Consider the following 18,257-nt stretch of genomic DNA (forward strand, 5'->3'; position numbering starts at 1 on the left):
GTCAAGCCCCAGGCCGCTGGGGCTGTCCGCTTTTTTGTCGCCGCCTTTGCACTGGAGAACCCCATGAGCTTCGTCAACATCGAAAAACCCGCCGCTGGCGCCGAAGGCCCCCGCATGGACGCCGAGTGGCTGGACGCGCACTGGATGCCCTACACGGCCAACCGCCAGTTCAAGGCCAACCCGCGCATGATCGTGGAGGCCAGCGGCGCCTATTTCACCGACAGCGAAGGCCGCAAGATTTTTGACGGCCTGTCGGGCCTGTGGTGCTCCGGGTTGGGCCATGGCCGCCGCGAGATCGCCGAAGCCATCGGCAAGCAGGCGATGAAGCTGGACTACGCACCCGCTTTCCAGTTTGGCCACCCGCTGTCGTTCGAGCTGGCCAACCGCGTGAAGGAACTGACGCCTGCTGGGCTGGACTATGTGTTCTTCACCGGTTCGGGCTCCGAGTCGGCCGACACGTCTCTGAAGATGGCCCGCGCCTACTGGCGCGCCAAGGGCCAGGGCACCAAGACGCGCCTCATCGGCCGCGAAAAGGGCTACCACGGCGTGAACTTTGGCGGCATCTCGGTGGGCGGCATCGTGGCCAACCGCAAGCTGTTTGGCCAAGGCGTGGAAGCCGACCACCTGCCCCACACCCAGCCGCCCGCAGGCTCGTTCCACAAGGGCATGCCGCCCACGGGCAAGGAACTGGCCGACCGCCTGCTGGAAGTGATTGCACTGCACGATGCGAGCAACATCGCCGCCGTGATCGTCGAGCCCTTCTCGGGCTCCGCCGGTGTGGTGATCCCGCCGGTGGGCTACCTGCAGCGCCTGCGCGAGATCTGCACCCAAAACAACATCTTGCTGATTTTTGACGAAGTGATCAGCGGTTTTGGCCGCAGCGGCGCCTGGACGGGTGCCGAAGCCTTCGGCGTGACGCCCGACATCCTGAACTTTGCGAAGCAGGTCACCAACGGCGCGCAGCCGCTGGGCGGCGTGGTGGCTACCAAGGAAATCTACGACACCTTCATGGCCGCGGGCGGCCCCGAGTACATGCTCGAATTCCCGCACGGCTACACCTACTCGGCCCACCCCGTGGCCTGCGCGGCGGGCATTGCGGCGCTCGACATCCTGCAAAACGAAGACATGGTCGGCCGCGTGAAGGCGCTGGCCCCGTACTTCGAGCAGGCTGTGCACAGCCTCAAGGGCGCCAAGCATGTGGCCGACATCCGCAACTTTGGCCTGGCGGCCGGCTTCACCATTGCGGCGCTGCCCGGCGAGCCTGCCAAGCGCCCCTATGAGATCGCCATGAACTGCTGGAAGAAGGGCTTTTACGTGCGCTACGGTGGCGACACCATCCAGCTGGCACCGCCGTTCATCAGCACCCAGGCCGAAATCGACCGCCTGATTAGCGCCCTGGGCGACGCCTTGCAAGAAACCGCCTGAGCTTCCTTCGCCAGCCAGCCTGCCCCTCCATGCGCATTTCCATCCTCACCTTCGATGCCTTCAACGACCTGGATTCGCTGGTGGCATTTGGCATGCTCAATCGCATCGCGCTGCTGGGCGACAAGGACTGGCAGGTGCGCATTGCGAGCCCCACGCCCCGCATCACGTCCATGAACGGGCTGACCATCGACGCGCACGAAGACCTGAGCCAGCTGGCTGAGGCCGACGCGGTGCTGGTGGGCAGCGGCATGAAGACGCGTGAGGTGGCCAACACCCCCGCGCTGATGGAACAGCTAAGGGTGCTGAACCCCGCCCGCCAGTTGCTGGCGGCGCAGTGCTCTGGCACCTTCCTGCTCAGCCGCTTGGGCCTGCTGAGCGGCACGCCCGCCTGTACGGACCTGACCAGCAAGCCGTGGGTGGTTGAGTCGGGCGTGGACGTGGTGCCGCGCGCGTTTGCGGCCAACGGCAACGTGGCCACGGCGGGCGGGTGCCTGGCCTCGCAGTACCTGGTGGCGTGGCTGATCGCCCGCCTCAAGGGGCTGGACGCCGCGCGCGAAGTGCTGCACTACTTTGCCCCGGTGGGCGAGAAGCAGGAGTTCATCGACCGCGCCTTGGGGCATGTGCTGCCCGCGCTGGAGCCCCAGGCTGCTGCGGCTTGAATACTATAAATTTGATAGCTATCAGCGCATGTTTCACTAGCGCTTGTGGCACTTTTTACTTGAAATCACCATGAACCACGACAAAAACGTCACCACCACCATCGGCCACCTGATCGACGGCCAGATCGTCGCCGACACCGCCCGTACGCAGCCCGTGTTTGACCCCGCCACCGGCCTGTCCACCACCAGCGTGGCCCTGGCAAGCCAGGCCACGGTCGAGGCGGCCATTGCCTCGGCCGAGGCCGCGTTTCCGGCCTGGCGCAACACGCCGCCGCTCAAGCGTGCGCGCGTGATGAGCAAGCTGAAAGTGCTGCTGGAAGAAAACGCCGACAAGATCGCCGCCCTGATCACCGCCGAACACGGCAAGGTGCTGGCCGACGCGCACGGCGAGCTGCAGCGCGGCATTGAAAACGTCGAATACGCGAGCTACGCGCCCGAACTGCTCAAGGGCGAGCACAGCCGCAACGTGGGCCCCAACATCGACTCATGGAGTGAGTTCCAGGCACTGGGCGTCACTGCAGGCATCACGCCCTTCAACTTCCCGGCCATGGTGCCGCTGTGGATGTGGCCCATGGCCGTGGCCTGCGGCAACACCTTTGTGCTCAAGCCTTCGGAGCGCGATCCCTCCTCCACGCTGTTCATCGCCCAGCTCGCGTTGGAAGCGGGCTTGCCGCCCGGCGTGCTGAACGTCGTCAACGGCGACAAGCTGGCCGTGGACACGCTGCTGCGCGACCCCCGCGTCAGGGCCGTAAGCTTTGTGGGCTCCACCCCCATTGCCGAATACATCTACGCCGAAGGCTGCAAACACGGCAAGCGCGTGCAGGCCCTGGGCGGTGCCAAGAACCACGCCGTGCTGATGCCCGACGCCGATGTGGGCAACGCCGTGAGCGCCCTGATGGGCGCGGCGTATGGATCGTGCGGCGAGCGCTGCATGGCCATCCCGCTGCTGGTGGCCGTGGGCGACGAAGTGGGTGATGCCGTGATTGCGGGCCTCAAGACCGAGATCGCCAAGATGAAGGTCGGCCCCGGCACCGACAACAGCAACGACATGGGCCCGCTGGTGACCAAGCCGCACTTCGAGAAGGTGAAGGCCTATGTGGACAGCGGCGTGGCCGAAGGCGCCACGCTGGTGGTGGATGGCCGTGGCGTGAAGGTGGCGGCAGGCCACGAGAACGGCTATTTCCTGGGCGCCTGCCTGTTTGACAACGTCAAGCCCGGCATGAAGATCTACCAGGAAGAAATCTTCGGCCCCGTGCTGGGCGTGGTGCGCGTGAAGACGCTGCAGGAAGCCATGCAGCTCATCAACGACCATGAATACGGCAACGGCACCTGCATCTTCACCCGCGACGGCGAGGCCGCCCGCTACTTCACCGACCACATCCAGGTCGGCATGGTGGGCGTGAACGTGCCCCTGCCCGTGCCGGTTGCCTACCACTCGTTCGGCGGCTGGAAGCGCAGCCTGTTCGGCGACCTGCACGCCTACGGTCCCGACGCCGTGCGCTTCTACACCAAGCGCAAGACCATCACGCAGCGCTGGCCCTCGGCGGGCGTGCGTGAGGGGGCGGTGTTCAGCTTCCCGAGCAGCCGCTGAAGCACCAGCATCCACTTTTCGACGAAAAGGCCCCACGTGGGGCCTTTTTTCGTTCTGTGCCGTGCCAGGTGGTTTGAAGGTGAGCCATGCAAATGTGCATGGCTGGCGTGGCATGCCGTCTTTTGGCGCAAGAAGAGCCCATGAAGCGACCCGTTTTCGGATGCCGAGGTCTTACCCCTCAAAAAGCAAAACACTTCATAGCTTTTGTGCATGGATACGGAGGTCTCAAAACCCTGCCCGCACGACACAATCAATGGGCAAACAGCCCCTCTGTAAGCAGATTCGCTTACTAGGGTTTTTACGCACATCCCCCTACAATCGCAGACCCTTACAAAGCTGACAGCCTGCTGCAGACCCGCTGGAGTACGGTTTTGGCCCCTCACCCCTGAGTTGGAGACACTGAATGCCCGAGAACACCACGGCCCAGAACAACAACGATTCCGACAAGCGTGCCCAGTTGCGCCGTGCCGCTCTCGAGTACCACGAGTTTCCCAAGCCCGGCAAGCTGGCGATTGCCGCGACCAAGCAGATGATCAACCAGCACGATCTCGCGCTGGCGTACTCGCCCGGCGTGGCCGCGCCCTGCGAAGAGATCGTCAAGGACCCGGCCAACGCCTTCCGCTACACCTCTCGCGGCAACTTGGTCGCCGTGATCAGCAACGGCACGGCCGTTCTGGGCCTGGGCGACATTGGTGCGCTGGCCTCCAAGCCGGTGATGGAAGGCAAGGCCGTCCTGTTCAAGAAGTTCGCGGGCGTGGACGTGTTCGACATCGAGATCGACGAGAAGGACCCCGCCAAGCTGGTGGAGGTGATTGCGGCACTGGAGCCGACCTTTGGCGCCGTGAACCTCGAAGACATCAAGGCCCCCGACTGCTTCTATGTGGAGCGCGAGCTGCGCAAGCGCATGAAGATCCCGGTCTTCCACGACGACCAGCACGGCACGGCGATCACGGTGGCGGCTGCCGTCGTGAATGCGCTCAAGGTCGCCAACAAGAAGATCGAAGACGTGAAGCTGGTCACCAGCGGCGCGGGTGCGGCGGCCCTGGCCTGCCTAAACCTGCTGCTCAAGGTGGGCGTGCAGCGCAAGAACGTGTTCGTCACCGACCTGGCTGGTGTGGTGTATGAAGGCCGCGAAGAGCTGATGGACGACGACAAGCGCCAGTTCATGCAGAAGACCGACGCGCGCAAGCTGGCCGAGGTGATGGTCGGCGCCGACGTATTCCTGGGCCTGTCGGCCGGCAACGTACTCAAGCCCGAGATGGTGGCCACCATGGCCGAGCGCCCGGTGATCTTCGCGCTGGCCAACCCCAACCCCGAGATCACGCCCGAGCTGGCGCACAGCGTGCGCAACGACATCATCATGGCCACGGGCCGCTCGGACTATCCGAACCAGGTGAACAACGTCCTGTGCTTCCCGTACATCTTCCGTGGGGCACTGGACTGCGGTGCCACCACCATCACCGATGAGATGGAGATTGCCGCGGTGCACGCGATTGCCGAGCTGGCACAGGCCGAACAAAGCGAGGTGGTGGCCGCCGCCTACGTGGGCGAGAAGCTGACCTTCGGGCCCGAGTACCTGATTCCCAAGCCGTTCGACCCGCGCCTGATGATGAAGATTGCGCCCGCCGTGGCCCAGGCCGCCATGGACAGCGGCGTGGCACAGCGCCCCATCGCTGACATGGACGCGTACCGCGATCGGCTGCAGACCTTTGTGTATGCCTCGGGCACGACGATGAAGCCCATCTTCGACGCGGCCCGCAATGCCGCCAAGAAGCGGGTGGCCTATGCCGAGGGCGAAGAAGAACGCGTGCTGCGTGCTGCGCAGATCGTGGTGGACGAAAAGGTGGCGCGCCCCACGCTGATCGGCCGCCCCGCCATCATCGCCCAGCGCATCGAAAAGTTTGGCCTGCGCCTGAAGGAGGGCGTGGACTACGACGTGGTCAACACCGACTTCGACCACCGCTACCGCGACTTCTGGCAGACCTACCACCGCATGACCGAGCGCAAGGGCATCACCCAGCAGGTTGCCAAGATCGAGATGCGCCGCCGCCTCACGCTCATCGGTTCGATGATGCTGCACAAGGGCGAAGTGGACGGCCTGATCTGCGGTACTTGGGGCACCACCGCCAACCACCTGATGTACATCGACCAGGTCATCGGCAAGCATGCAGGCGGCGCCGACAGCACCGAGCAGGATGTGCCGGTGTACGCCTGCATGAACGGCCTGATGCTGCCGGGCCGCCAGGTGTTCCTGGTGGACACGCACGTCAACTACGACCCCACGCCGCAGGAGCTGGCAGAGATCACCGCCCTGGCCGCCGAGGAAATGATGCGCTTTGGCATCAAGCCCAAGGCGGCGCTGCTGTCGCACTCCAACTTCGGCACCAGCAACAGCCCCAGCGCCGTGAAAATGCGCCGGACGCTGGAACTGCTGCGCCAGCAGGCCCCCTGGCTGGAAGTGGACGGCGAAATGCATGGCGACGTGGCGCTGGACGGCAAGGCCCGCTCGACGCTCATGCCCAGCAGCGAGCTGACCGGCGACGCCAACTTGCTGGTGTTCCCCAACATCGACGCCGCCAACATTGCCTACAACCTGCTCAAGACCGCAGCAGGTGGCGGCATTGCCATCGGCCCCGTGCTGCTGGGCGCTGCCAAGCCGGTTCATATCCTGACACCCAGTGCCACCGTGCGTCGTATTGTGAACATGACAGCCCTCACCGTGGCCGATGCCAACGCCCTGCGGTAAGCCTTAAAAGAATAGCAAGCGCTAACTTAAAATCCCTGCAAAGCCCTTCAGCGTCTGCCCAATCTTTGTGCAGACGCTTGCTTTTTGGGGACCGTTGAGCGACACTAGCGGGTCGAAATTTCGGGTTAACCCGTAGTTTCTGAAAGGTTCGTTGATGCTGAAGGCTGTAGCCACCCGGGCGCGCAAGGCAGGGTTATTGTGTGTTTTGGGTGTTGCTTTCGTGCTGTCTCCGGTCGCGGGACATGCCCGGAAATCCCCGTCCACCGACGGGTCCATCACCCCCATCGCACTGGCCGAGTTGCCGCCCCAAGGGCGGACAACGTATGCGCTGATTCGTGAGGGGGGGCCCTTTCCGTACGACAAGGACGGATCGGTTTTTGGCAATCGCGAGCGGCTGTTGCCTGCCCAAAAGCGGGGCTACTACCGTGAATACACCGTCAGAACACCAGGATCGCGCGACCGGGGAGCCCGGCGCATCGTGTGTGGCGGCAAGCCCCGGATGCCGGATGCCTGCTACTACACCAGCGACCACTACGCCAGTTTTCGCGAGATCGTCGAGTAACCCCAATGCGTCGTACGCCAGCCCATCCCTGAAAGCGTACGCCGCGCCCCATTGAATTCCCCATTCACAGGCCGCATCCTGCAGCCTGTGAGATGCCAGAAGTTTGTGGACTTTATAAAGAAAGAGTAGCGGAGATGCAGACGCCACTTCGTAAAGACCTGGAAACGCCACTGCGTGGCGTGCGCACCAACATCGTGCAGTCCATTCGCGCCTTCCGCGTGCAGGACCTGCAGGATGCCGCGACATCCATGGGTCATCACTTCCTGTATGCCAATCTGGCCCATGCACAGTCCAAGCAGGACGTGCTGGACCTGATCGCTGCACAGTTCACCTTCCCGTCGCACTTCGGCAAGAACTTCGATGCGTTGTACGACTGCATGACAGACCCCTTGCACAAATCGGGCCCGCAGCCTGGTTTCATCGTGGTGCTGGAGCAGATTCCTGCCACGGGCAAGTTCGACAAGGAAGCGCGCGAGCAGCTGCTCGACATCTTCCGTGATGCAGCCGACTACTGGGGTGATCGCAAGATCCCCTTCCGGTGTTTCTATTCTTTTCTGTAGCCCGTTCTGCATCCACCAGCCAAGCAGAACGGGCGAACGAGGCTAGCGACACCCAGGCCGTGGAAGGCATCGAGATCAACGGCGAACCCGCTGAAAAGATGCCCACCGACAAGCTTGTGGACGTGTCGCCCATGGCGCTGCGCATGAGCAGCCCTTTCAATGCCGGGTATTGGCTCAGCGCCGCCTGAATTCGGTACATCCCCCTGAGCGGCTTACGCCGCTTCCCCCTTCTCTCGGCTTCGCCGGGAAGGGGGACGACACCAGCGCGGCGGGGCTGCCCTTGCGCGGTGTCTCTGGTCTGGGCAGCGACAGTTGCCATGGCTGTTACGAGGTCCAGCGTTGTAGCTGCAGGAACGGCATTGATTGCAGTGCGCCGGCTAGCTCAGTGCCACCCAACGCAGCTTACTGGATAGAAAAAGCTGCCTAGCACCCATCGAACAAGCGCTGTAAGCTATCAATTCAAGAGCAAATCTGCGCCAGAGCCACGTATTCAGCCACGGGCACTTCCTCGGCGCGGCGCTGAGTGTCGAATTCACCTGCAAACTGGCGGGCTTCGAGCCAGCGGCCCAGCGTGTGGCGCAGCAGCTTGCGGCGCTGGCTGAAGGCGACCTGCACCAGCTCTTCCAACAGGGGCACAGACAAGGCCGCAGGTTCTGCATGCGGCACCATGCGCACCACGGCGCTGTCCACGCGTGGCGGCGGGTCGAAGCTCTCGGGCGGCACGAACAGCACGTTTTCCATGGCGTAGCGCCATTGCAGCATCACCGACAGGCGTCCGTAATCGCCCGTGGCGGGGCTGGCCACCATGCGGTCGATCACTTCCTTTTGCAGCATGAAGTGCTGGTCTTCGATGACCTGCACATGGTCCAGCAGATGGAACAGGATAGGTGTGGAGATGTTGTAGGGCAGGTTGCCCACCACGCGCAACCGCAAACCGGGCTGTCCTGCCTTGTCACGCAGGGTCTGCGCCAGTGCGGTGAAGTCCACCTTGAGCACGTCCGACTCGATCACGTCGAGCTGGCCATGCAGGCGCAGGCGCAGCGCCAGGTCGCGGTCCAGTTCGATGACCGTGAGGTGCCCCAGGCGTTCCACCAGGGGCTGCGTCAGCGCGGCCAGACCGGGCCCGATCTCGACCATGGGTTGGCCGGGCAGCGGCGCAATGGCCTGCACGATGCCGTCGATGATGCCCTGGTCGGACAGGAAATGCTGTCCGAAGCGCTTGCGGGGAATGTGTTTCAACGCGGCCTTACCTGTTGTCGTGTCTGAGAGTGCTTGGAGCTCGTGTGCGCTGCACTCACTGGGGTGGCTCGCGGTACTCGACATACGCGCGCCCGCGCAACTCCTGCGCCCAGGTGGCATAGGCCTCGTCGAGTTTCTTCTCGCGCACCACGTTGCGTGCCATGTCGCGCTGCTCGCGCTGGGTGAGCTTGGCCTCGCGGCGTTCGAGCAGCTGGATCAGGTGCACGCCAAAACGCGAAACCAGGGGTTCGCTGATGTCACCGGGCTTGAGGGCGTCCAGCGCTTGCTCGAACTCGGGGACATACCGGCCCGGGTTGGCCCAGCCGAGGTCGCCGCCCTCCTTGGAACTGCCGTCCTGTGAATGCTCGCGCGCAAGGGCTGCAAAGTCGGCCTGCCCCGCCAGCACGCGGCGGCGGTAGTCGGCCAGGCGCGCGGCGGCGGCGGCTTCGGACAACTGGGGGCCCGTGCGCAGCAAAATGTGGCGCGCATGGTTTTGCACTACCGTGGTCGGCATACCCGCCGTCACACGTTCCACCACCTTGAGCACGTGAAAGCCCGCTGGCGAGCGCACCGGGCCCACGATGGAGCCCACCGGCAGGCCGAGGGTGGAGTTCACAAACAATTCTGGATAACGATCCGCAGGCCGCAGGCCCAGCAATCCACCGGCCCGCTGGCCTTCGGGCGCATCGGAGAACTCGCGGGCCACCGCTGCAAAGTCTTCGCCTGCGCGCACCTTGTCGGCCGCTCGCTGTGCCCGTGCCTGCCGCTCGGCCACCTGCGTGGGGGTGGCGTTTTCAGGCACCAGCACCAGCACATGGCCCAGGTTGATCTCCATAGCGGCGACATCCGTGCCCTTTTGCTCTTCACGCAGGAACTGGTCCACGTCCAGATCGCTCACCTTCACCCGCGCTTCGACTTCGCGCTCGCGCAGGCGCTGCTGCAGCAGCTGGTTGCGCAGCTCTTCGCGAAAACGGTCCTTGCTCATTCCATCGCGGGCCAGGCGCGCATACAGCTCGTCCACCGTCATGTCGTTCTGGCGGGCCACGCCCTGCTCGGCCTGCGACACGGCGTAGTCATCGACCTTGATGCCCGATTCGCGGGCCTGCTGCAGCTGCACCTTCTCCAGGATGATGCGTTCGAGGACTTCGCGCGCCAGCGCATCGCGCGGTGGCATGGCACCGCCTTGCTTGGCGATCTGCGCCTCGGCACGTGCCAGGCGCGAGCGCACCTCGTAGTTGGTCACGGGCTCGGAGTTGACCACCGCCACGATGAAGTCGGCCGAGCGCGGGGCCGCGCTGGTGGAAGGAGCGGGCAGCGTGATGGAGGGCACGGCAGCAGGGCGCGCATTCAGCGAAGACGGCGAGGAAGACAACCCTGTCTTGCCCGAGGACGAGGTCCCCGATGGGCGCAGGCCCTGGGCCGCAGCGCCTTGCGCCACGAGGGATGCCAACGCGGCCGTCAAGGCCAGTGCGAATACACGGTGGTTCATGGTCTAGTCGTAGTTGCTGAAGCGGCTGGGCGTGGAGACCTGCTCGCGCAGGTTCTGGTAACGCGGCACATTTTGCTTGAAGGAGTCGAGCGGGCTGGAGCCCAGGCTCAGGCGGGAGAAGCCCACGAATTCGATCTGGAACAGCAGGCGCGTGTTGGAGCTGGTCACACTGCTTTGCAGGCGCTCCAGCACCACGCGGCCAATCCAGCAGCAGCTGTCGTACTCGAAGCCCACCACGGTGTCCACGAGTTTGCGGTCCTTCATGCTGTAGTTCAGGCGGCCAACGCTGTACCAGCGCCCGCCGCCCTGGCCGCGGCCGGGGCCCAGGTCCTTGCCCTTGTCGCCCCACAGGTCGTTCAGCGGCCACTGCCAGCCGATGTCGATCTGCTCGCTGGTGCCACGTTGCAGACGATAGGCCGCGCTCACGGTGCGGTAGTTGCTGGGGCTGTAGCGCGCGCCGATGGTGGAACGGATGGACTGCCCGGTCTTGGGGTTGTACTGCACGGTGGAGTCAAAGCCCCACTGCGGTGTCCAGTTGATGCCCGCGCCCAGCAGCAGATCCGACAGGCGCTCGCTCACCGGCGTGCCCCCTGGCAGGGTGACCTTCTGGTCCGAGAAACGCACCCGCTGGGCAATGCCCAAGCGCGCTGCCTGGGCGCCCGACTCAGGATCCAGCAGGCGTGTGGTCACGCCCAGGGTCAGCAGGTTGTTGTCGGCCAGCCGGTCGTTGCCGCCAAAGGCATTCTCGGTGTAGATGGTGGCGAAGTTGAAGTCATTGGCCGCTGTGTCATACACCGGCAGCATGCTCTGGTCGCGGTAGGGCGTGTAGGTGTAGAACGCCCGGGGCTCCAGTGTCTGCAGGAAGGCGCGACCAAAGTAGGCGGTGTCACGCTCGAACACCAGGCCGCTGTCCAGGCTGAAGGTAGGCAGCGTGCGGCTGGCCGAGCGCTGGCCGTTGGACAGGGCCGAGTCAAACTGGTACTGCGTGGCATGCAGCTGCAGGCGCGGGGTGATGAAGCCACCCGGCGACAGGAAGGGGCGGCTGATCTGCGCCATGGCGTAACTGCGATCGGCATTGGGCTGGCCCGTGAGCGCGCGGGCCGCTTCAAAGCGCGTGGTGTCCAGCTCCACGCTGGCATCGAATCCACCGCCCAGCTGCGAGGGGTTGTAGCGCCATTGCACCTGCGGCATGCGGTCATACGGAGGCACGATGGGCGAGCTCACGTCTTGCAGCGTCTGCCATTTGAGGGTGCGCACGGTGGCCGACATGTCGTTGCGGCCCCAGGACAGGATGGCATCGTTGGGCAACAGGCGCTGGCGCAACTGCTCGGTGGCGCGGCTGAAGTCGCGCCAGTAGTTGTCATCACTCACGCGGTTGAGGTTGAGGTTCAGCCCCAGCCCGCCGATGCCGGTGTCGAACGCGCCTTCGTGTTTGCCGCTAAAGCTCCAGCGCACACGGTCGCGCAGACGGTCGGTGGGCATCACGTCGGCACTGATCTGGCCTTTGTAGGTTGGCTCCAGGTAGCGGAACTCGCCGCCCACGTTGGCGCCTCGTTTGGTCATGAGCGCGGCGCGCAAGGTGGCATCGCGGTTGGGCGCGATGTTCCAGTAGTACGGCTGCATGTAAGTCACGCCATCCCGACTGTCGAGCCCTACGGTGGGCGGCAGCAAGCCGGACTTGCGCTTTTCCGACAGCGGGAAGCTGATGTACGGAATGGGCAGCACCGAGATGCCCTTGAACTCCAGCACCGCATCTTCGGCGGTGCCCACCTCTTCCTCGTTGTCAATGCGGATGGTGGCGGCGCGCAGCACCCAGTCGGGCTGCCAGCTTTCCTCGTTGCCACGCTCGCAGGTGGTGTAGGTGCCGTTGTGCACCACGGCGCGGTAGCGGTCCACAAAATCCACCCGCGTCGCATCTCCATGCGCCTGCGTGGCCAGGAAGCGGTAGCGCGCGTCGCTGAAGAAGCCCTCGAAGGCCTCCACCCGCAGCTCCAGCGCCGTCCCTTCGTAGACATTGCCTGCGCGGTTGATGCGCACCTTGCCGTTGGCCTTGGCCAGGTCCTCGGGCACGTTGTAGTCGAGCCGGTCGGCGCGGATGACCGTGTCGCCCCGGCGCAGCTCGGCGTTGCCTTCAATCAGTGCGTTCAGGTCGGTCTGGCCGCTGATGTGGTCGCCCTTCACAAAGACGGGCAATTGCGAACGCACGGCGTCGGGAATCTTTTCCTGCAGCAGGGGTGACGTGCGCAGCACCGGCGGCGCATCCCAGGCGCTGGGCGCGGCTCCGTCCTGGGCCAGAGCCGCCAGCGGCAGGCCACACCAGGCCAGCGCAACGCCCAGGGCCAGCACGCGGGGCACGGGGGGCCGCAGCCGTGCAGACTTCGCCATGGCGGGCCGGGCGCGAAGGGAGGTGAGGTTCTGCACGGTGAGGGGCTGGCAGCGTGGCACGTGGGGTGTTGAGGGGCGGTAGCGGACAAAGGGACCGGTCCTGGCCAGCGCGCACGGCGCCAGCCACGACCGGTTTGTAAAATCGGATTATCCATGAGCCACCCCATCCCCCCATCGCCCGCCGGCCAGCCCCTGGGCGCCACCGTGGCCGCACCTGCTACGCCCGCCGCCTCCACCCCTGTCAGCTGGCCTGATGCAGCCCGCCGCGCGGCCTTCGAAGCCTGGTTGGCGCCACTCGTCGGCCCCCACCAGTTGCTGCCTGCCACGCTGCGCCCCGCCTCGGCCGATGCCAGCTTCCGCCGCTACCTGCGCATCGACACAGCCACGGGCGCCAGCCGCATCGTCATGGACGCACCGCCCGACAAGGAAAACAGCCAGCCGTTTGTGCAGGTGCAGGGCCTGATGGCCGCCGCCGGGCTGAACGTGCCGCAGATCCTGGCGTTTGATGCGCCCACCGGCTTCATGCTGCTGTCAGACCTGGGCCACCAGACGGTGATCGAGCGGCTGAACCCCGAAAAACCCCAGGACGCCTACGCCTGGTACCAGCAGGCCACCGATGTGCTGCTGCAGTGGCAAAAGGCGTCCACCCCCGGCGTGCTGCCCGCCTACGACGAGCCGTTGCTGCGCCGCGAGCTGGCGCTGTTCCCCGACTGGTACTTGGCCCAGCACCGCAGCGTCACGCTGGATGACAAGCAACGGGCCACCTTGAGCAGCGCCTTTGACGCCATCGTGGCGCACAACCTGGCCGCCCCGCAGGTGTATGTGCACCGCGACTTCATGACCCGCAACCTGATGGCACCTGCCGAACAGGGCGCCCCCTTGGGCGTGCTGGACTTCCAGGACGCTGTCTACGGCCCCATCACCTACGACATTGCCAGCCTGCTGCGCGATGCGTTCATCAGCTGGGAAGAAGAATTCGTCATCGACATTACCGTGCGTTACTGGGAAAAGGCGCGCAAGGCCGGACTGCTGGGCGCCACCAGCGCCAGCGGCTGGGGCGATGACTTTGGCGAGTTCTACCGCGCGGTGGAGTGGATGGGCCTGCAACGGCACCTCAAGGTCGCGGGCATTTTTGCGCGCCTGACCTTGCGCGACGGCAAGCCCAAGTACCTGGCCGATGCGCCCCGCTTCATCGCCTACATCCGCGCCACCGCCAACCGCTACCGCCAGCTGGGGCCGCTGCTCAAGATGCTGGACCAGATCGAAGGCACCGAGCCCGTGGTGGGCTTTGCGTACGGCCGGATGTAGCCCTGGCCGCCTGCACGCACGGCACACCCCCATAGATCAAGTAAAAACCGGCTCAAGCGCAGACAAATCATGCGCTAGCAGCTATTACAAAGATAGCAAATGCCCCGTTTCCATTGCCCGCCCCCCCTGGCCACCGGCGCCGAGCTGGACCTGCCCCCGGGCGCTGCACGCCATGTGCAGGTGCTGCGCCTGCAGCCTGGTGACGGCATCACGCTGTTCCACGGCGGCCAGAGCGCGGCCGACCCGGGCGGCGAGTTCGATGCCACCGTGGTCAAGATGGGCCGCAGCGATGTGCGCGTGCTGGTGGGGGCGCACCACGCCATCGAGCGCGAGGCGCCCCGCGCCGTGCACCTGCTGGCGGGTATCACCGCCAACGAGCGCATGGACTGGCTGGTCGAGAAAGCCACCGAACTGGGCGTGGCCAGCATCACCCCGCTGGTGGCCGAGCGCAGCGTGCTCAAGCTCAAGGGCGAGCGCGCCGACAAGAAGATCGCCCACTGGCAGGCCGTGGCCGTGGCCGCCTGCGAGCAGTGCGGTCGCAACCGCGTGCCGGTGGTGCACGCCGCCATCGACCTGGCGGGCTGGCTGCGTTCACCAGGGCAGGGCCTGACATCTCCCGAGACACGGGACACTCCCCAGCGCCTGCTGCTGTCGCTGCGGGCCGGTACCGTGCCGCTGCGCGAGGCCAGGGGCAGCGCGGATGGCCAGCGCCCCGTGCTGTTCCTCTCGGGCCCCGAGGGCGGGCTGAGCGCTGCGGAAGAGGACCTGGCGCTGCAACACGGCTTCGCCCCAGTCACGCTGGGCCCGCGTGTGCTGCGTGCCGAAACGGCCCCGCTGGCCGCCTTGGCCGCGCTCACGCTGTAGCGCGACACCCCGCGCGCAGGCCGGGCTCGCCACGCGCGCCCCACGCCCGGTCAAGGCCCGGACAAGCCCTGGGGGGGCTATACGCACGGCACTACCTCACCGTAAAATCTCCGACCAGCCGGTAACCCAGCATCACACGGGTTTCGGGCCACCCCGCCCGCGCGCCGCGCGGCCCTCTCTCCTGGCCGGAGCCCCCCACCTTGCGCCCACCCGCCCGCTGGCAGCGCCTCAAGGATGTGATCCTCTCCACCGACCCTCGGCGGCGTACGCTGGTGGGCATGGCCTTGCTGGCGCTCACGCTGATGGCAGGCAGCGCCGGCGTGATGCTGCTGGTGGCACATTCCAGCACCACCGTGGACCAGACCGCCGTGCAATGGTGGGCCGCCCTGTCGGTGGGCGGCCTGGTGGTCATGACGGCCTTCATCCGCTCCGGCGAAACCGCCCGCCTGCGCGACCCCTCGCTCACCATCCCGCAAATGGTCTGGACCATCACCAGCGGCGCCGTTGCCTATGTGCTGGCAGGCGATGCGCGCGGGCTGGTGCCCAGCGTGCTGGCAATGATCCTGTTCTTTGGCACCTTCGGCCTCACGGTGGCCGAGGTGATCGGCATTGGCGTGTATGCACTGCTGGCCTTTGCCAGCGCCATCGGCGTCAGTTCGCGCTTCAATGCCAACGCCTCGGGCTACCTCGACACCGCCTATGCGCTGATGGTGCTCATCGTGCTCAGCGGCTGCATTGCGCTGAACCTGCGCATCCAGCGCATCCGTGCCAAGCTGCAGCAGCAGCGCGAGGCGCTGGCCCAGGCGCTCGAAGTCAACCGCGAACTGGCCACCCGCGACGAGCTGACAGGCCTCATCAACCGCCGCGCCATGCTCGACCTGATGGCGCTGGAGCACCGCCGCAGCTTGCGCAGCGGCCGCCCGATGCTGCTGGCGCAGCTGGACATCGACCACTTCAAACCCATCAACGACCAGCACGGCCACGCCACCGGCGACCGCGCGCTGCAGGCCTTTGCGGGCACCGTGCGCGCCAGCGTGCGCGACACCGATGTGCTGGCCCGCTGGGGTGGCGAGGAGTTTGTGCTGATGCTCACCGACACCTCGGCAGACCATGCACGCGAGTTGCTCGAACGTATCCGCCAGGCCGTGCAGGCGCTGGAGATTGCCCACAGCGCAGGCTCACTGCACCTCACGGTGTCCATCGGCCTGGCGCAGCACCTGCCCGGAGACACCGTGGAGCACACGCTGGAACGCGCGGACCAGGCGCTGTACCACGCCAAGGCCCTGGGCCGCAACCGCGTGGTGGTGGCGCCTGCCGCCCACCGTACCGTGGCGGCAGGGTCTAACGCACGGGCTTGATCGTGCCGCAGTCAGCGGCGAGCCACTTGCCGTTTTGCACCATGTCGATCTGCTCGGGTTTGCCGTTCGACGTGGTCTTGACCTTGAAATTGCCCGTGTAGGCTGTGGGGCCCTGGAAGGTCATCGTTCCTTCGCCCGTGGTGGGCGGCTGCCCCTGGGTGCCCTTGCAGCTGAACGTCATCGCCACCGCGTTGGGGCCCGTGCGTTGCACGTTCTGTGTGCAGCCCTCCTGCGCCGGAATGCGGTCCAGGTCGGCCTGCTCGGGGCTGATGCAGACCTTCACGGTGTTGCCGCTGGGGCCCATGCTGACGCCCTGCTGGGCCATGGCCTGTTCCATCTGCTTGCGCTGCGCGGGCGTCAGGCTGGCCATGGACTTCTGCATCTGCGCCATTGCGGCCTCCAGCTGGCCGCTCTGGCTTTTCATGGTCACGCTGTTCTCCCACAGGCCGGGCCGCAGCTTCTGGGGCTGGGCGTGGGCAGTGCAGAGCGCAGCGAAGGAAACGGCAAACACGAAAGCGCGGGGGATGGTGGTGTGCATGGTGTGGGGGCCTCAGTGCCAGCGGCTGGGACCACAGTATCGGCAAGCACGCCCCGGTTGCCAAGTGGAGACGGAGCACTTCAGGGGCCACGATCGACGGCACGCACTCTCAGAAAGACGCCGAACCGCTCAAGCACTCAGGTGCGGCGGCGCGCGCAGCTGCTCGGGGGTGGTGAAGTAGGCCGCCGACGCCCCCAGGGCCCCACGCGCCTGCGCCAGCTCATGGCGCGCCACGGTGCGCAGGTGCACCTCGTCGGGCCCATCCATCAGCCGCAGCGCGCGGCCCCAGGTCCAGAAGGCGGCCAGCGGCGTGTCGGGCGACAGGCCCATGGCGCCAAAGATCTGCATGGCGCGGTCCACCACGCGCTGCTGCAGGCGCGCGGCCACCACCTTGATGGCAGCGACCTGGGCACGTACGGCGCGCGCGTCCGCCGCATCGGCTGATTCGCCCTGGTCCAGCAGCCACGCAGCGTGCAGCACCAGCAGGCGCGCCTGATCGATCTCGATGCGCGACTCGGCCAGCCACTCCTGCACGTTGGCCTGATCGGCCAGCGGCTTGCCAAACGCCGTGCGCTCCAGCGCGCGCTCGGTGGCCAGGCGCAGCGCCAGCTCGCACTGGCCGATGGTGCGCATGCAGTGGTGCACACGGCCGGGGCCCAGGCGCGCCTGCGCCATCGCAAACCCCGCCCCCCAGTCGCCCAGCAGGTGGTCCGCAGGCACACGCACGCCCCGCAGCAGAATCTCGCAATGCCCCTCGGGCGCATGGTGGTGCAGCACGGGGATGTTGCGCACGATCTGCACACCCGGCGTGTCCACGGGCACCAGCACCATGCTGTGGCGGCGGTGGCTGTCTGCACCATCGGCATCCGCATTGCGGCACAGCACGATGAGCAGTTGGCAGTGCGGATGCGCCGCGCCGGTGATGAACCACTTGCGGCCGCTGAGCACCAGGCCATCCCCTTCGCGTCGCATTGTGGTCTGCAGGTTCGTGGGGTCGGACGAGGCCACGTCGGGCTCGCTCATCGCAAAGGCCGAACGCATTTGACCGTGCAGCAACGGCACCAGCCAGCGGGCGCGCTGCGCGGGTGTGGCAAAGCGGTGCAGCAGCTCGATGTTGCCGGTGTCTGGCGCCTGGCAGTTGAACACCTCGGCCGCCCAGGGCAGACGGCCCATGGCCTCGGCCAGCGGCGCGTAGTCCAGGTTGGACAGGCGCGTGCCGGGCTCATCCTCGCGCAGCGTGGGCAGGAACAGGTTCCACAGGCCCTCTTCGCGGGCCAGGGCCTTGAGGTCTTCCAGGAACGGCGGCGGGTAGTCGCGCGCGGCCACGGCCGCATGCCAGGCGGCGTTGTAGGGCAGCAGATAACGGTCGATGAACGCCAGCAGGCGATCACGCAGTTGCAGAGCCAGGGGGGAAGGTGCGAAGTCCATGTGGGCATTGTGAAAACGGCGCCAGCACACGTCACAACGCAGGCGACAACGGGCTTGACGCACATCACGGCCTGCCCGGAGCGCCCTCAGGGAGGCAAACACAGC

The 18,257-nt window shown here is 66.0% G+C and carries 15 protein-coding genes; 10 read left to right on the forward strand and 5 right to left on the reverse strand.

Going from position 1 to position 18,257, the window contains the following annotated elements; all coding sequences use genetic code 11:
• Nucleotides 1–63 precede the first annotated feature (63 nt).
• The 7 genes from ASC83_RS00580 to ASC83_RS23745 all read left to right on the forward strand — a co-directional run bounded on the left by ASC83_RS00580 (nt 64) and on the right by ASC83_RS23745 (nt 7,731).
• Nucleotides 64–1,425, forward strand: coding sequence for an aspartate aminotransferase family protein (locus ASC83_RS00580; RefSeq protein WP_056057624.1), 1,362 nt, complete (start codon nt 64–66; stop codon nt 1,423–1,425).
• Between the two features lie 29 nt (nt 1,426–1,454).
• Nucleotides 1,455–2,084, forward strand: coding sequence for a DJ-1/PfpI family protein (locus ASC83_RS00585; protein ID WP_056056723.1), 630 nt, complete (start codon nt 1,455–1,457; stop codon nt 2,082–2,084).
• A gap of 70 nt (nt 2,085–2,154) precedes the next feature.
• Entirely contained in the window at nt 2,155–3,675 is a 1,521-nt protein-coding gene (locus tag ASC83_RS00590; protein WP_056056725.1) for a CoA-acylating methylmalonate-semialdehyde dehydrogenase, read from the forward strand.
• 403 nt (nt 3,676–4,078) lie between these two features.
• A complete protein-coding gene (locus ASC83_RS00595; RefSeq protein ID WP_056056727.1) occupies nt 4,079–6,421 on the forward strand; it encodes an NADP-dependent malic enzyme in 2,343 nt (780 codons plus the stop codon).
• Between the two features lie 154 nt (nt 6,422–6,575).
• Nucleotides 6,576–6,983, forward strand: coding sequence for a ribonuclease domain-containing protein (locus ASC83_RS00600; protein WP_056056729.1), 408 nt, complete (start codon nt 6,576–6,578; stop codon nt 6,981–6,983).
• 134 nt (nt 6,984–7,117) lie between these two features.
• Nucleotides 7,118–7,543: a barstar family protein gene (locus ASC83_RS00605; protein ID WP_015016366.1), complete on the forward strand. Its 426-nt coding sequence runs from the start codon at nt 7,118–7,120 to the stop codon at nt 7,541–7,543.
• Nucleotides 7,522–7,731 (forward strand): hypothetical protein, encoded by a 210-nt coding sequence (locus ASC83_RS23745; protein ID WP_015016367.1) that lies wholly within the window; start codon nt 7,522–7,524, stop codon nt 7,729–7,731. Before ASC83_RS00605 ends, ASC83_RS23745 begins: the two co-directional genes overlap by 22 nt.
• A gap of 271 nt (nt 7,732–8,002) precedes the next feature.
• On the opposite strand, the gene rsmA is transcribed toward ASC83_RS23745, so the two are convergent.
• Genes rsmA through ASC83_RS00620 form a run of 3 tightly spaced genes read right to left on the reverse strand, consistent with a single transcriptional unit; the run spans nt 8,003 to nt 12,656 of the window.
• Nucleotides 8,003–8,782, reverse strand: a complete 780-nt coding sequence (rsmA, locus tag ASC83_RS00610; RefSeq protein ID WP_056056732.1) for a 16S rRNA (adenine(1518)-N(6)/adenine(1519)-N(6))-dimethyltransferase RsmA — start codon at nt 8,780–8,782, stop codon at nt 8,003–8,005.
• Between the two features lie 55 nt (nt 8,783–8,837).
• Nucleotides 8,838–10,271 (reverse strand): peptidylprolyl isomerase, encoded by a 1,434-nt coding sequence (locus ASC83_RS00615; protein ID WP_056056733.1) that lies wholly within the window; start codon nt 10,269–10,271, stop codon nt 8,838–8,840.
• A 3-nt stretch (nt 10,272–10,274) separates the two neighbouring features.
• Entirely contained in the window at nt 10,275–12,656 is a 2,382-nt protein-coding gene (locus tag ASC83_RS00620; protein WP_056056736.1) for an LPS-assembly protein LptD, read from the reverse strand.
• A gap of 153 nt (nt 12,657–12,809) precedes the next feature.
• On the opposite strand from ASC83_RS00620, the gene ASC83_RS00625 reads away from it, so the two are divergent.
• The 3 genes from ASC83_RS00625 to ASC83_RS00635 all read left to right on the forward strand — a co-directional run bounded on the left by ASC83_RS00625 (nt 12,810) and on the right by ASC83_RS00635 (nt 16,186).
• Nucleotides 12,810–13,964 carry an aminoglycoside phosphotransferase family protein gene (locus ASC83_RS00625; RefSeq protein ID WP_082522273.1) on the forward strand — a complete coding sequence of 385 codons (1,155 nt, stop codon included), beginning with the start codon at nt 12,810–12,812 and terminating at the stop codon, nt 13,962–13,964.
• A 99-nt stretch (nt 13,965–14,063) separates the two neighbouring features.
• Nucleotides 14,064–14,828 (forward strand): 16S rRNA (uracil(1498)-N(3))-methyltransferase, encoded by a 765-nt coding sequence (locus tag ASC83_RS00630; RefSeq protein WP_056056738.1) that lies wholly within the window; start codon nt 14,064–14,066, stop codon nt 14,826–14,828.
• A 200-nt stretch (nt 14,829–15,028) separates the two neighbouring features.
• Nucleotides 15,029–16,186: a diguanylate cyclase gene (locus tag ASC83_RS00635; protein WP_056056740.1), complete on the forward strand. Its 1,158-nt coding sequence runs from the start codon at nt 15,029–15,031 to the stop codon at nt 16,184–16,186.
• Here the strand turns inward: ASC83_RS00635 and ASC83_RS00640 are convergent.
• Nucleotides 16,170–16,724 (reverse strand): DUF3617 domain-containing protein, encoded by a 555-nt coding sequence (locus ASC83_RS00640; RefSeq protein ID WP_056056742.1) that lies wholly within the window; start codon nt 16,722–16,724, stop codon nt 16,170–16,172. The two genes, ASC83_RS00635 and ASC83_RS00640, sit on opposite strands and share 17 nt — an antisense overlap.
• Nucleotides 16,725–16,853: 129 nt before the next feature.
• On the reverse strand, nt 16,854–18,152 hold the full coding sequence (locus tag ASC83_RS00645) for an acyl-CoA dehydrogenase family protein (RefSeq protein ID WP_056056744.1): 1,299 nt from the start codon (nt 18,150–18,152) through the stop codon (nt 16,854–16,856).
• Between the last annotated feature and the right edge of the window lie 105 nt (nt 18,153–18,257).

This window comes from Acidovorax sp. Root402 (assembly GCF_001425125.1).
Classification (GTDB): domain Bacteria; phylum Pseudomonadota; class Gammaproteobacteria; order Burkholderiales; family Burkholderiaceae_C; genus Acidovorax; species Acidovorax delafieldii.

Coding starts and splice junctions, on each gene's coding strand:
- ASC83_RS00580 (WP_056057624.1), top strand. CDS start 64: ATGAGCTTCGTCAACATCGAAAAACCCGCCGCTGGCGCCGAAGGCCCC.
- ASC83_RS00585 (WP_056056723.1), top strand. CDS start 1,455: ATGCGCATTTCCATCCTCACCTTCGATGCCTTCAACGACCTGGATTCG.
- ASC83_RS00590 (WP_056056725.1), top strand. CDS start 2,155: ATGAACCACGACAAAAACGTCACCACCACCATCGGCCACCTGATCGAC.
- ASC83_RS00595 (WP_056056727.1), top strand. CDS start 4,079: ATGCCCGAGAACACCACGGCCCAGAACAACAACGATTCCGACAAGCGT.
- ASC83_RS00600 (WP_056056729.1), top strand. CDS start 6,576: ATGCTGAAGGCTGTAGCCACCCGGGCGCGCAAGGCAGGGTTATTGTGT.
- ASC83_RS00605 (WP_015016366.1), top strand. CDS start 7,118: ATGCAGACGCCACTTCGTAAAGACCTGGAAACGCCACTGCGTGGCGTG.
- ASC83_RS00615 (WP_056056733.1), bottom strand. CDS start 10,271: ATGAACCACCGTGTATTCGCACTGGCCTTGACGGCCGCGTTGGCATCC.
- ASC83_RS00620 (WP_056056736.1), bottom strand. CDS start 12,656: ATGGCGAAGTCTGCACGGCTGCGGCCCCCCGTGCCCCGCGTGCTGGCC.
- ASC83_RS00625 (WP_082522273.1), top strand. CDS start 12,810: ATGAGCCACCCCATCCCCCCATCGCCCGCCGGCCAGCCCCTGGGCGCC.
- ASC83_RS00630 (WP_056056738.1), top strand. CDS start 14,064: ATGCCCCGTTTCCATTGCCCGCCCCCCCTGGCCACCGGCGCCGAGCTG.
- ASC83_RS00640 (WP_056056742.1), bottom strand. CDS start 16,724: ATGCACACCACCATCCCCCGCGCTTTCGTGTTTGCCGTTTCCTTCGCT.
- ASC83_RS00645 (WP_056056744.1), bottom strand. CDS start 18,152: ATGGACTTCGCACCTTCCCCCCTGGCTCTGCAACTGCGTGATCGCCTG.